Raw genomic sequence first — 13,127 nt, 5'->3', positions numbered from 1 at the left:
CGACCTTCACCACCGAGGAGCACCCCTTAGATGACCGCACCGCAGGACGTCGCTCCGCACCGTGGCCTGGCGCCGTCGACCCGGACCCTGATCAGCCTGGCCGCCGGGGTGGTCGTGCTCGCCGGGGTGTACTTCGCGCGCGGTCTGTTCGGCCCGCTCGCCCTCGCGGCGGTCGTCGTGATCATCGTGCAGCCCGTCCGTGGGCCGCTCGAGCGGCGCGGCTGGCCGCGGTGGGCCGCGACGACCGGGATGATCGTGGTCGCCTACCTGATCCTCGGCGCGCTCGCGGCGCTGCTCGCGTTCGCCGGTGTGCAGTTCGCGAACCTCGTGGGCCAGTACCTCGACGACCTCGCCAAGACCGTCAACCAGATCACGTCGTGGCTCGAGTCGTTCGGCGTCGAGGGGCAGGTCGCGGACGCGGTGTCGTCGTGGCTCGACCCGAGCACGATCGCGGGCCTCGCAGCCACGGTCGGCGGGACGGCCATGACCGTGCTCACGGCCTTCTTCTTCGTGCTCGCGTACGTGATCTTCATGGCTGCCGACTCCGGTCGCTACCAGGACGCCCACGCCCGCTTCGGCGTGACGCGCCCCGCGACGCTCGCCCGGATCACGTCCTACAACTCGGGCGTCCGCCGCTACTTCGTCGTCAACGCGACGTTCGGGGCGGTCGTGGCCGTGATCGACGGCCTGGCCCTGTGGTGGATGGGGGTCCCGGCGCCCGCCGTCTGGGCGATCCTCGCGTTCGTCACCAACTTCATCCCGAACATCGGGTTCGTGCTCGGCGTGGTCCCCCCGACGGTCATGGCGCTCGTCGTGGGCGGCTGGCCGCTCGCGCTCGGGGTGGTCGCGGTCTACTGCGTGGTCAACGTGGTCCTGCAGGTTCTCGTGCAGCCCAAGTTCGTGGCCGACGCGGTCAACCTCAGCCTCACGCTGAGCTTCTTCTCGGTCGTGTTCTGGACGCTCGTGATCGGCCCGCTGGGCGCGATCCTCGCGATCCCGCTCACGCTGCTCACGAGGGCGCTCGTGATCGAGGGCGACCCGGACGCGGGGTGGCTGCGCTACCTGTCGGGCGACACGTCGGGGGCGCCGCCGGCTGCAGGGCCGGCACCGGCGAAGGCCGACGCTCCGGACGAGGCACTGGTGACCCCCACGAGGACGGTGTCGCTCGAGGCGAGCACCGGTGCGGCCTCGGACGGGCCCGACGGCGACGAGCCGGACCGCCCGACCACCTGAGCCACTTCCGCCCACGCTGCGCCGACCTCGTGGAGGATCTGTGGTCGCGCAGCCTCGCCGCCGGGCCGCCCACGTCACCCCCCGTAGGCTGGACCGGTGACGAATCCGGCCCCCGCACAGACCCCTCGTCGCACCAGTAGTCGGGGGTTCGCCGCGCTGCTCCTCGCGATCGGCGCGCTCGTCGCCCCGGCGCTGCCCGCCGCAGCCGCTACCGCGACCTCGTCGCCGGCCTCCACCGAGGCCCCTACCGATTCCTCGCCCGAGGGCCCGACCGTCCTGGTCGGCGTCGCCGGGCTGCGCTGGACGGACGTCAACCCGACGACGGTCCCGCACCTGTGGAGCATGATCGGGTCGAGCTCGGTCGGGTCGATCAACGTCCGCACGGGCGCCGGCCCGGTCACGTGCCCGCTCGACGCGTGGCTCACGCTGTCCGCGGGCCAGCGCGAGTCGAGCGCTCCCCCGGCCGTCGAGCCGGTTCCCTCGGACGACCCGGCTGACCCCGCGGAGATCTCGCCCACGATCGACTGCGAGCCCCTGCCCACGATCGACGCGGGGACGGGCGTGGGCTCGTCGTCGGTGCCGGGGTGGACCACACTCACGACCGGCCCCGAGGACCTGGTCGGGGAACCTGCCGACACCACGGTCGATCCCGAGACGGGCGCGGTGGTGCCCCGCGGGCCGGGCGCTCTCGGCACCGAGCTCGCGGCTGCGGGCGTGTGCAGCACCGCGGTCGGGCCGGGAGGAGCGATCACGCTCGCGGACTCGACGGGCTCGGTCTCGCGCTACGTCCCGACGCTCGACGCCCTCTCGCAGGACGAGCTCGCGGCGTGCGGCACGGTCGTGATCGACCAGGGCGAGCTGCCCGAGTCCTCGCCCGAGCGGACCGAGGCGCTGCGCGAGCTCGACCAGGTCCTGGAGCGCCTGACCTCGGACCTGCCGCGCGACTCGCGCGTCCTCGTGGCGGGGATCGCCGACACCCCGGGCGCCAAGCCCGGTCTGCAGGTCGTCGTGGACTGGACGGCCTCAGGCTCGGAGCACGGCTGGCTCCAGTCCGAGTCGACGCGCTTCAAGGGACTCGTCCAGCTCACGGACCTCACCGCGACGCTCGCGTCCGACGCCGGGATCAGCACCGCCGCGTTCGAGGGCGGTGCCCCGCTCGAGTCGGGTGACGACCGTCGCATGAGCATCTCGCGCACGGTCGAGAACCGTCGCTACCTCGGTGTCCTGTCGGACACCGCCCCGAACCTCATGCCGGCGTTCGTGGGGCTGCTCATCGGTTCGCTCGTGATCGCGGTCGGGGCCACGCTGTGGTCGCGTCGGGCGGCCGAGCGGCGCGCGGCCGGATCTCCCTCCGGCCCGACGACGCCGCTCCCCCCGAGCCCCCGAGGTCGCCGGGTCCTGTCGGCCGTCCTGCTCCTGGTCGCCTCCGCGCCGGCCGCGTCGTCGCTCAGCACGCTCGCCCGGTGGTGGGTCTCCCCCGCGCCGACGTTCGCGCTGATCCTCTCGGTGAGCGTGGCGACCGTGGTGGTCGCCCTCGTCGCGTGGTTCGTGAGCCGGGTCCTGCCGCGCAGCCCGTGGCGCCTCGCGGCCGCGGTCTCGGGAGTCACGTGGCTCGTCCTGACGGTCGACGGCCTGACGGGTACGACGCTCCAGCAGGGGTCGCTCCTGGGCCCGGCCCCCGTGCTCGGGGCGCGCTTCTACGGCTTCAACAACATGACGTTCGCGGTCTACGGCGCCGCCGCGCTCCTGCTCGCCGGGAGCATCGCGTCCCAGCTCGTGGCGCACGGGAGGCGACGGGCGGGCATCGCGGTGGTCGTCGGTGTCGGGATCGTGACGACCGTCGTCGACGGCTGGCCCGCGTTCGGCGCCGACTTCGGCGGGATCCTCGCTCTGATCCCTGCGTTCGCGATCCTCGCCCTGCTGGTCGCCCAGGTGCGCATCACGGTACGGCGGATCCTCGCGGTCGCGGCCGTGACGATCGGCGTGGTCGTGGTCGTGTCGGTCGTCGACTGGGCGATCCCAGGGACCAGCTCGCACCTGGGCGGGTTCGTCCAGCGGTTCCTCGACGGGGACGCGCTGAGCATGATCGCGACCAAGGCCGCGGGCGCCTGGGCGACGGTCGCGAGCGTGCCCGGAGTCCTCGCGACGGTGGCCGTCGTGGCCACGGCCTTCGCGGCCCTTCGCCCCGACGTCTGCCGCCTGCCCGAGGTCGCCGCCGCGTACCGCGCCTGGCCTCAGCTCCGGTCCCTCGTGGTCTCGCTCGTGGTCGCGGCCGGGATCGGCTCGGTCCTCAACGACTCGGGCGTCATCATCGCGGTCATGTTCGTCGTCGTGGCGATCGCGACCGTCGTGGCCTCGTTCCTCTCGGAGTCGTCGATCACAGCCGTCGCCACGGCGGTCCCCACCACGGTCCCCGTCGCAGCATCCGCGGCGGTCTCCCCGAGGACGCGCGCGCCGCGCATCGCGGGGCTCTCGACCGACTCGGGCACGATCCGCCGCATGCCCACCACGATCCTCGCGGTGGGCGGCGGCCTGCTCCTCTCGCTGCTGCTCGCCGCGGCCGTCGTGCCGACGAGCGGCGCCGCCGTCGCGGGCGACGAGGTCCGTCGCGGCACGGGCGCACCCGTCGCACCCGAGGGCGAGAGCCTCGTCGTGATCGGCACGTCGGGACTGCGCTGGCCCGACGTCTCGTCCGGGACGGCCCCCGAGCTCCGCACGCTCCTCACCGAGGGGGCGGGCGCCGCGGGCGACTCGCTCCCCACGGGGGCCGCGAGCCGGTGCCCCGCGTCGGGATGGCTCGCGCTGTCGGCAGGGCAGTACGTGCGCCACGAGCCGCTCCTGCTCGACGACGGCACGACGTCGTGCGCCCCCGTCACCACGGTCGCGGCCGACGGGACGACGACCTCGACGGACGAGCCGGTCGACACGGTCGCGTCGTCGCGCGTGGCGACCCCCGCGACCTCGGTCCAGGTCGCGGGATGGCAGGACATGGTGGACGCGCAGTCCCGGACCGTCGAGCTCGGCACCCTGGGCCAGGCGATCTCGGACGCGGGCGTCTGCGCGACGGCCGTCGGGCCGCGCGCGGCGCTCGCCCTCGCGGACCGCGACGGGACGGTCGCGCGCTACCAGGACCTGCCCGCCGCCCTGGCCCCCGTCAACGACACGTTCGGCTGCGCGCTGACCGTGATCGACGCGGGAGACGCGACCCCGGCAGCGCTGGAGACGGTCCCGGGCGAGACGCCGGCCGAGCGCTCGGCCCGGTACCGCGCCGAGCGGCCCGGGCTCGTCGCCGACGTCGACGCGACGGTCGGCCGGGTCCTGGACGCCGTGCCGGACTCGGCGACGGTCCTCGTGGTCGACGTCGTCAACAACCCGGGCGCCCGCCCTGCGCTGGGCGTGACCATGGTCCGGTCCTCGGCCTCGATCGACTCCGACCAGCCCCGCTTCCTCACGAGCTCGGCGACCCGTTCCGACGGGATCGTCCGCCTGCTCGACGTACCCCCGACGATCCTGGGCGCCCTGGGCGTCGAGGTCCCGGCAGGGATCGACACGTCGGTCATCACCTACGGCTCGCCCCGCCCCCTCGACGCGGCGTCGGCGGCCGACGCCCTGGCCGACCTGACGTCGCGCGACCAGGTCCGGCGGCAGATCTACCCGTACTTCGTCGACTACGCGGGGTACGCGGGCCTGGTCCTCGCGGCCGGCTGCCTGCTGCTGGCGCCCGCAGCCCGCCGCAAGGACTCGCGGGGCTGGCGGATCGCGCGGCGGGTCGCCGAGGGAGCCGCGCTGGTCCTCGCGTCCTTGCCCGCCGCGGCGTTCGTCTCGTCGATGACGTCCTGGTGGCGGTTCGAGAACCCGATGCTCGCGGCCGTCGCCATGTCGGTCGGCTCGACCGTCGTGGTCGCCGGGCTCGGGGCGCTCGCTCCTCGACGCCCCGTCTGGGCGGGCCCCGCGCTGGTCGCGGGCATCACGTTCGCGGTGCTGACGCTCGACGCCCTGCTGGGCACCCCGTTCAACCGTGCGAGCCCGCTCGGCTCGGCGCCGACGTTCGGGGCGCGTTTCTACGGGTTCGGCAACCCGACGTTCTCGGTGTACGCGGTCGCGGGAGTCCTCGCTGCGGCCGGGGTCGCACAGTGGCTCGTGCTCCGTGGTCGACGGCGGACGGCGACGCTCGTGGTCGGGGCCATCGGCGTGGTCGCGATGGCCGTCGACGTCTGGCCCACGCTCGGGGCCGACCTCGGCGGCGGCCTGGTCCTCGTCCCGACGTTCGCGATCCTGCTGCTCGCGGCCTCGGGCGCGCGTCTGACGTTCCGGCGGTTCTTCACGATCGGACTGGCCGGCGTGGGGGTCGTCGCGGCGATCGGCGTGCTCGACTGGCTGCGCCCCCCGGCCGCGCGCTCGCACCTGGGGCGCTTCGTGGGCCAGGTGGTCGACGGCGACGCGTGGGAGATGCTCTGGCGCAAGGCCGGCTACGCGGCCCGCTCGGTGCTGGGCGGGGTCCCGGTGTGGATCACGCTCGTCGTGCTGGTCTGGTTCGCGCTCGTGCTGTTCGCGCCGCGCCGCTTCACGCCGGCCTGGTTCGCACGGTCCGAGGCCGGGTGGCCCCTGTTCCGGCCCGCGATCCTCGCGATCTGGGTCATGTGCGTGAGCGGTTCGCTCGTCAACGACTTCGGGGTCCGGATCGCGATGATCGCCCTGGTCGCGGCCGTGCCGCTCGTGGTGCTCACCGCGCTGCGCGCGACGCCGGGAAGCCCGGGCGAGGTCCCCGACGCGGACGGCGGGACGGCCTCCGGGACGGGAGCGGCGCCGTCGGGCACCGTGTCCTCCGGGACGGGCGCGCGGCCCTCTGGCGTGCTGCCCTCCCTGCCCGACGGCGGAGGCTCGCCCGACGACGCGGCGGAACCTGCGGCGTCGGGCAGGTAGACGACGAGGCGCCCGGGCGGAGTCCGCCCGGGCGCCTCGTGCGACGTGCTACTTCCCGGAGTGCTTGTGCCCGCCGAGCGCGTCGAGCGCGCTGCGGACGCGCCGCGCCCCGACCGCGAGCTGCACGTCGCGGTACTGGTTGGCGCGGTGGATCTGCCCCTTGAGGTCGGACCCGGACGGGCGGTGGCGCAGGTCGCACGGGACCTCGACCGCGACGTAGCCCTTGCGGAGCAGGTCGATCGTCAGACCCGTCTCGACTCCCCAGCCACGGGCCAGCGGCGTCGCCGCCTCGAAAGCCTCGCGCGTCAGGCAGCGCATGCCGGACAACGGCTGCGTGGGCGTCCAGCCCGTCATGGACTGGATGGCACGACGCGCGGCACCCACGACGATCCCGCGACCGCCCGCGCCGGGCTGCGGCGGGAGCAGGGCGATGGACATGTCCGCCAGGCCGTCGAGCACCGGGGGCACGAGCGGGGCCGTGTTGACCGCGGTCTCGCCCAGGTCGCCGTCGATGAAGAGCAGGAGGCGCGGGGGGCGGTCCGCGACGTCACGCATCGCGACGACCGCTGCGCCCGTCTCCATGGCTGCCGCCTTGCCGCGGTTGTGGGAGTGGCGCACGACCACGGCTCCCGCCTCGCGGGCGACGTGCTGCGTCGTGTCCTCGCTGCCGTCGTCCACGACGAGCACCAGGTCGACGTGGGGGATGGCCTTGGCCGCCCGGACCGTGGCCGCGATGCGACGCGCCTCGTCCTTGGCGGGGATGATCACCGCCACGCGCTGCTTCTGCCGTGAACCGCCGTGCAGCGGGGCCGGGCGCGGGGTCTTCGCCACCGGGAGCGCGTGCGTCCCGTTGGCGGGGACGCCCGACACGTCCCCTGTGGTTTCGGTGTTCAGTCCTGACTCGGTCGACCGATGGTCCGCGTTCACGCAATCCAGCCTAGTAGTGCAAAGAGTTTCCCGCAGTTTGCCACACTCGAGGTGCCAAAGTCACGGGGATGTCCCAGAGAACGGTGTTCTCGGGTTCTTGCCGAGGTATCTCTCGGTCAGCCTGGCGTCTGTGCTTCCGGGTCGCCGGACGTGACCTGACCGAGGCCGACGGGCGGGGCGACGATGCCGCCGCCCGCCGGTCTCGGGGTGGTGCTGGTGGTGCCGTGGTGCTGGTGGTGCCGGTGTGCTGCCCGTGGTGAGGGGCTCGTCAGCGGAGCGTGACCTGGCGGGACACGATGCCCGCTCGCGCACGACGCTCGTTGGCGTCGAGCGGCTCGGTGACCGCGAGCGCCGCGTCGATCTTCGCCTTGAGCTCCTTGGCGGGCTCCTCGAGGTCTGCGGCCTCGGTGCCGCGCGGCAGCTCCCAGACGGGGACCAGCAGGCCCGACGACCGGAACGCGCCGACGAACTTGCCGCCGCCCAGCCCCGACTCGCGCTTGGCGTGCAGGCGCGAGATCGCGTCGATCAGCGCCTCCTCGCCCACGGGCCAGGCCCAGCGCAGGAACTCGCGGCTCATGGAGCACCAGTAGGCCGACTCGACCGACTCGAGCTTGACCGTGGGCACGATCGACTCCGACGCCTGGTCGAGCGACGCCTTGAGGTCCGGCGTGACGTCCGTGGTGGGGTCGAGCCAGAACGAGAAGTCGTCGTGGACCGTGACCTCGAACGGCACCGACAGGTCCAGGACGTCCTGCAGGCGCGGACCCGGGCCCGGGAGCTCGCCGAGCTCGATCGACGTGCCCGGCTCGGCCTCGATGGCCTCGAGCAGGACCGACGCGAGGTCGCGGCTCGTGTCGCCCGAGCCCGCGAGGGTCTGGAGCGCCAGGAGGATGGTGCCGTCCTGACGGTGCAGCGCGGCCCAGCCGGCCGGGAGGATCGTCACGACGAGCACGTCGCGAGCGCCGTACTCCTCCGTGGTGCGAGCAGGTGCCGAGGCCGAGGGGACGACCTCCCGCAGGGCGACCCAGTCGGTCTCGCCGGGGAGACCCTCGAAGGGGCGCAGCACGAAGTCGGGCGTCGAGTTCTTGGCCATGGGGAAAGTGTAGTGGGAGCGGGCTGCGGGGCCGGCGGGCTCCTACTGCTCGACCGGGAACCCTCGCTGCGACCACGCGACCATGCCGCCGTCGAGGTTCGTCGCGTCGAAGTCGCCCTGGTTGAGCCACGCCGCGGCGCGCGCCGAGCGTCCGCCCGAGTGGCAGATCACGAGGATCGGGACCTCGGGGTCCAGCTCGCCCCAGCGCACGGGCAGCTCGCCCAGGGGGATGTGGACGGCGTCGGGCGCGTGTCCCGCGTCCCACTCGTCCTGCTCGCGCACGTCGAGGAGCACGACGCCCTCGGGCACGGGGCGCTCGGCGTCGAGCTCGGACACGTCGGTCGTGGGTACCTGGGGCGGGAACATGGTGACCAGCCTACGTTTCTGACGAGACGTCGTCGGATCGTGGTCGTGCGCCGCGCCGGTCTCCCCTCCCGGGACAGACCTCCCGCGACGCCCTGACCAGTGGCAGGATCGTCGCATGGACCCCCGCGCCGGAACCCTCGCCCAGCCCCAGGACCTCATCGACGTGGACGCCGTGGTCGGCGCCTACTACGACCTCTCGCCCGACGTCGACGACCCGGCGCAGAAGGTGGTGTTCGGGACGTCGGGCCACCGCGGGTCGAGCCTGGACCACGCGTTCAACGAGGCGCACATCATCGCGATCACCGCGGCGATCGTCGAGTACCGGCGCGCCCAGGGCACCGACGGTCCTCTCTTCATCGGCCGTGACACGCACGCGCTGTCGCTGCCTGCGTGGCAGACCGCGATCGAGGTCCTCACGGCCGCGGGCGTCCAGACGTACATCGACGCGCGCGACTCCTACACCCCGACCCCGGCCGTGTCCCAGTCGATCCTGCTGCACAACGGCGCAGCCACCGAGGCAGGGGTCCGCACCACGGGCCCCGAGCTCGCGGACGGAATCGTCGTGACGCCGTCGCACAACCCCCCGCGCGACGGCGGCTTCAAGTACAACCCGCCGCACGGCGGGCCCGCGGACTCGGAGGCGACGGGCTGGATCGCGGACCGCGCGAACGAGATCCTGCGCTCGGGCGTCGGGCACGTCGAGCGGGTCCCGCTCAAGCGTGCGCTGACGGCCGAGACCACGCACCGCCACGACTTCCTCACGGCGTACGTCGACGACCTGGCCTCGGTCCTGGACCTCGAGGCCATCCGCGGCGCGGGCGTCGCGATCGGCGCCGATCCCCTGGGCGGGGCGTCGGTCGAGTACTGGGGCGAGATCGGCGAGCGCTACGGGCTGGACCTGACGGTCGTGAATCCGCAGGTCGACCCGCGCTGGGCCTTCATGACGCTCGACTGGGACGGCAAGATCCGCATGGACTGCTCGTCGCCGTACGCCATGGCCTCGCTCGTGCAGAAGATGACGGACCCGGACGCGACCTCGACGTTCGACATCGCGACGGGCAACGACGCGGACTCCGACCGCCACGGGATCGTGACCCCGGACGCGGGCCTCATGAACCCCAACCACTACCTCGCGGTCGCGATCGACTACCTGTACGGCGGGGCCCGTCCCGGCTGGCGTCCGGACGCCGCGATCGGCAAGACGCTCGTGTCCTCGTCGCTCATCGACCGGGTGGGGGCGGGGATCGGTCGCCGCGTCGAGGAGGTGCCGGTCGGCTTCAAGTGGTTCGTGCCCGGCCTGCTCGACGGCTCGGTCGGGTTCGGCGGCGAGGAGTCCGCGGGCGCCTCGTTCCTGCGCACGAACGGCGGGGTGTGGACCACGGACAAGGACGGCCTGCTGCTCGCGCTGCTCGCCTCGGAGATCCTCGCGACCACGGGCATGACCCCGTCCCAGCACCACGCCCGGCTCGTCGAGCAGTACGGCGAGTCCTGGTATGCCCGGGTCGACGCCCCGGCCTCGCTCGAGGAGAAGTCGGCGCTCGCGAGGCTCAGCCCGGATCAGGTCACGTCGACGACGCTCGCGGGCGAGGAGATCACCGCGAAGCTGACCACGGCCCCGGGCAACGGCGCGGCGATCGGCGGCCTCAAGGTCACCACGGAGAACGCGTGGTTCGCGGCGCGCCCCTCGGGCACGGAGAACGTCTACAAGATCTACGCCGAGTCGTTCGTCTCGGCCGAGCACCTCACGCAGGTGCAGGACGAGGCCAAGCAGGTCGTCTCGGACGCCCTGGGCGGCTGACGCCCGGGGTGAGGTGCCCGACGGCGGCGCCCGCCGTCGTCGGGCACCTCACCGCTTCTCCGTCTCGCCTCACGGCACCGCGCAGCCCCTGGCCCCGGAGATCTCCGTCGGGTATCTCACATGGGCACTTCTCACCATCAGAAACACGGTCTGCCGCGGACCTCTACTCCTAGTATCGAAGCGTCCCCTCGTCGATCCTCTGGAGTTCCCATGCGCACGTCACGAGCCGCTCTCGCACTGCCCCTGGCCCTCGTCGCCGTCCTCGGCCTGTCCGCCTGCTCGGGCGACGCCGCCCCCGAGGAGACCACCTCGGCCTCGACGAGCGTCGAGACGCCGGACACCGAGGAGACCCCCGCGGAGGAGGAGACCGAGGCCGAGCCCGCCGCCACGGGCGACAAGCCCGCGTGGGCCGCGTCCAACGAGGTCGTCGGCACCAAGCTCGGCACGGCCGAGGGCGACGGCTTCACCGTGGACATCTACCAGGTGAGCACTGCGGTCGCGACGAAGACCGGCCAGTTCGCGGACGAGTCGGGCAAGCCGATCCTCAACCCGGGCGACCCGATCGTGTTCGTCAACTACGTCCTGACCAACACGGGCGACGCCGACCTGCCGCTGACCTACTCGATCGTGGGCGTCGACGCACGCTACGCCGACTGGCCCTACATGCAGGGCATGGACAGCATCGTCGACAAGGCGCTCTTCGAGGCGGCCGGGGTCGTCGACTCCCCGATCGCCCCGGGCTCGGGCGAGGCGCCGTTCGTCCTCGCGCCGGGGCAGTCCGTCGCCTACGGCGAGAACTTCAAGCACCAGCCCGGCTCGCCCATCGAGTTCGAGGTCACGCTGACCCCGGCGGACGCCGCGGGTGACCTGAACCACGACCTGCGCCAGGAGGTCGCGCTCTCCGCGACCATCGCCTGATCCGGGCGGACCCCGAGCGGGGCGGGCTCTCGTCACCGACGAGGACCCGCCCCGCTCGGTCGTTCACGGGACGGCAGGCGTCAGCGCGCGACCAGGTCCTGGTACTCCTCGTGGAGCTGCACGAACGCCCGGATGAACGGGCACAACGGCACCACCTTGTCCCCCGACGCGCGCACCTGGTCGAGCGCGCCGCGGGCGAGCGAGGACCCGATCCCGTTGCCCGCGTAGACGTCGTCGACCTCGGTGTGCGTGAACACGACCTGGCCGGGTTGTCGGACGTACGCCGCGAACCCCGCCACGTCGCCCTCGGGCGTGCGCGCCTCGAACCGCTCCTGCGCCGGGTTGTCGACGATCGTGATCGCCTGCGTCTGCTCGCTCACCCGTTCATCATGCGGGCCGCCTGCGGTTCGCGCGCGTCCGGTCGAGCGGTGACACTACGAAGGGGCCCTCGACGAGGCCGACACTGCGCTGAGGATCACGCCCCGCAGACGCTCGGCGACGCGGCAACCGATGGGAGACTGAGACGGTGGTCCAAGACTCCCCCCGTGCAGCGGCAGACGACTCCCGCAACCCCTACCGCGTCGTCCTCAGCAAGCCGGGGGCGCTGAACTTCTCGGCCGCGGCCGTCGTGGCCCGGCTCCCGATGTCCATGGTCGGGATCGGGATCGTCCTGATGATCCAGGGCATCTACGGCTCGTACGCCCTGGCCGGGCGCGTCTCCGCGGCCTACGTGATCGCGCAGGCCATCGCCTCGCCGCAGATCGCCCGCTACGTCGACCGCGTGGGCCAGGCCAAGGTCATGCGCCCCATGCTCGTCGTGAGCACGCTGGGCCTGCTCGGCCTCGTGCTCTCGGCGGTCAACCAGGCGCCCGAAGTGTGGCTCTACGCGACCGCGATCATCGCGGGCGCGAGCATCGGCTCGTACGGCTCGATGGTCCGCGCCCGCTGGACCCATGCCGTGAACGACCCGCGCCAGCTCCACACGGCCTACTCGCTCGAGTCGGCGCTCGACGAGCTCGTCTTCGTCGTCGGGCCCGTCCTCGCAACCCTGCTCGCGACCGAGGTCACCGACTCGGCCGGGATCATCGTCCCCATGGTCGCGGCCGTGGTGGGCGGCGTCTGGTTCCTCTCGCAGCGCCGCACCGAACCTCCGGTCATGCCCGCGGTCCCCGGGGTCAAGCACCGCTCCGCGATGCGTTCGCCCGGCATGATCGTGCTCGCGGTCGTGTTCGTCGCGATGGGCCTCATCTTCGGCGCGACCGACGTCTCGACCATCGCGTTCGCCGAGGAGCAGGGCTCCAAGTCGGCGTCGGGTCTCATCCTGGGCGTCTTCGCGATGGGCTCGCTCATCTCGGGTCTCGCGTACGGCGCGCGCCACTGGGTCTCGCCGCTGTGGAAGCGGTTCACGATCGGCATGGTCGCGCTCGCGCTGGGCGTGTCCCTGTTCTTCGTCGTCACGTCGCTGCCGATGCTCGCGGTCGTCATGTTCGTCACGGGCTTCACGATCGCCCCGACGCTCATCAACGGCAACGCCCTGGTCCAGAACCTCGTGACCCCGCACCAGCTCACCGAGGGGCTCGCCTGGGTCGGGACCTCCCTGGGCGTGGGCGTCTCGTTCGGCGCGTCGATCGCGGGGTCGCGGATCGACGCCGCGGGCGCGCACGCGGGCTTCCAGGTCGTGATGATCGCGGCGGGCGTCGCGGTCCTCGCGGTCCTCGCCTCGACGCGGGTCCTGCGCCGCGGCGCGCCGCGCGACGACGTCGCGGAGGCGGCGGAGACCGCGGACGTCCCGGACGACGAGGCCCCGGAGCAGGGTCCCGCGACGGCCTGAGCGCCGTCGCCCGACGGCGGATCGCACCCCAGGCGGTG

At 73.1% G+C, this 13,127-nt stretch carries 9 protein-coding genes; 5 read left to right on the top strand and 4 right to left on the bottom strand.

The genetic code is table 11. The annotated features are described in order from the left end of the window. Positions 1-30: 30 nt before the first annotated feature. On the top strand, positions 31-1,233 hold the full coding sequence (locus tag OERS_RS00375; protein ID WP_068623474.1) for an AI-2E family transporter: 1,203 nt from the start codon (positions 31-33) through the stop codon (positions 1,231-1,233). A 96-nt stretch (positions 1,234-1,329) separates the two neighbouring features. Next, a complete protein-coding gene (locus OERS_RS00370; RefSeq protein ID WP_068623473.1) occupies positions 1,330-6,156 on the top strand; it encodes an alkaline phosphatase family protein in 4,827 nt (1,608 codons plus the stop codon). Positions 6,157-6,204: 48 nt separating this feature from the next. Here the strand turns inward: OERS_RS00370 and OERS_RS00365 are convergent, their stop codons facing one another. The 3 genes from OERS_RS00365 to OERS_RS00355 all read right to left on the bottom strand — a co-directional run bounded on the left by OERS_RS00365 (position 6,205) and on the right by OERS_RS00355 (position 8,542). Next, positions 6,205-7,026: a glycosyltransferase gene (locus OERS_RS00365; RefSeq protein ID WP_082609091.1), complete on the bottom strand. Its 822-nt coding sequence runs from the start codon at positions 7,024-7,026 to the stop codon at positions 6,205-6,207. 325 nt (positions 7,027-7,351) lie between these two features. Then, positions 7,352-8,176 carry a DUF5926 family protein gene (locus OERS_RS00360; protein ID WP_056764533.1) on the bottom strand — a complete coding sequence of 275 codons (825 nt, stop codon included), beginning with the start codon at positions 8,174-8,176 and terminating at the stop codon, positions 7,352-7,354. A 42-nt stretch (positions 8,177-8,218) separates the two neighbouring features. Further along, positions 8,219-8,542 carry a rhodanese-like domain-containing protein gene (locus OERS_RS00355; RefSeq protein ID WP_068623471.1) on the bottom strand — a complete coding sequence of 108 codons (324 nt, stop codon included), beginning with the start codon at positions 8,540-8,542 and terminating at the stop codon, positions 8,219-8,221. 115 nt (positions 8,543-8,657) lie between these two features. Between OERS_RS00355 and pgm the strand changes: the two genes are divergently transcribed. Together pgm and OERS_RS00345 are read left to right on the top strand one after the other, a co-directional pair. Next, positions 8,658-10,340, top strand: a complete 1,683-nt coding sequence (pgm, locus tag OERS_RS00350) for a phosphoglucomutase (alpha-D-glucose-1,6-bisphosphate-dependent) (RefSeq protein ID WP_068623469.1) — start codon at positions 8,658-8,660, stop codon at positions 10,338-10,340. A gap of 210 nt (positions 10,341-10,550) precedes the next feature. Continuing rightward, positions 10,551-11,258 (top strand): hypothetical protein, encoded by a 708-nt coding sequence (locus tag OERS_RS00345; protein WP_068623467.1) that lies wholly within the window; start codon positions 10,551-10,553, stop codon positions 11,256-11,258. 80 nt (positions 11,259-11,338) lie between these two features. Here OERS_RS00345 and OERS_RS00340 read toward each other — a convergent pair whose 3' ends face one another. Next, entirely contained in the window at positions 11,339-11,638 is a 300-nt protein-coding gene (locus OERS_RS00340; protein ID WP_068623464.1) for a GNAT family N-acetyltransferase, read from the bottom strand. 146 nt (positions 11,639-11,784) lie between these two features. Here OERS_RS00340 and OERS_RS00335 point away from each other — a divergent pair, with 146 nt between their 5' ends. Next, positions 11,785-13,089 carry an MFS transporter gene (locus OERS_RS00335; protein WP_068623462.1) on the top strand — a complete coding sequence of 435 codons (1,305 nt, stop codon included), beginning with the start codon at positions 11,785-11,787 and terminating at the stop codon, positions 13,087-13,089. Positions 13,090-13,127 lie beyond the last annotated feature (38 nt).

This window comes from Oerskovia enterophila (assembly GCF_001692445.1).
Taxonomy (GTDB): Bacteria; Actinomycetota; Actinomycetes; order Actinomycetales; family Cellulomonadaceae; genus Oerskovia; species Oerskovia enterophila.
The sequence above is the reverse complement of the archived record's forward strand: the minus strand, read 5'-3'. Positions and strand labels throughout refer to the sequence as shown.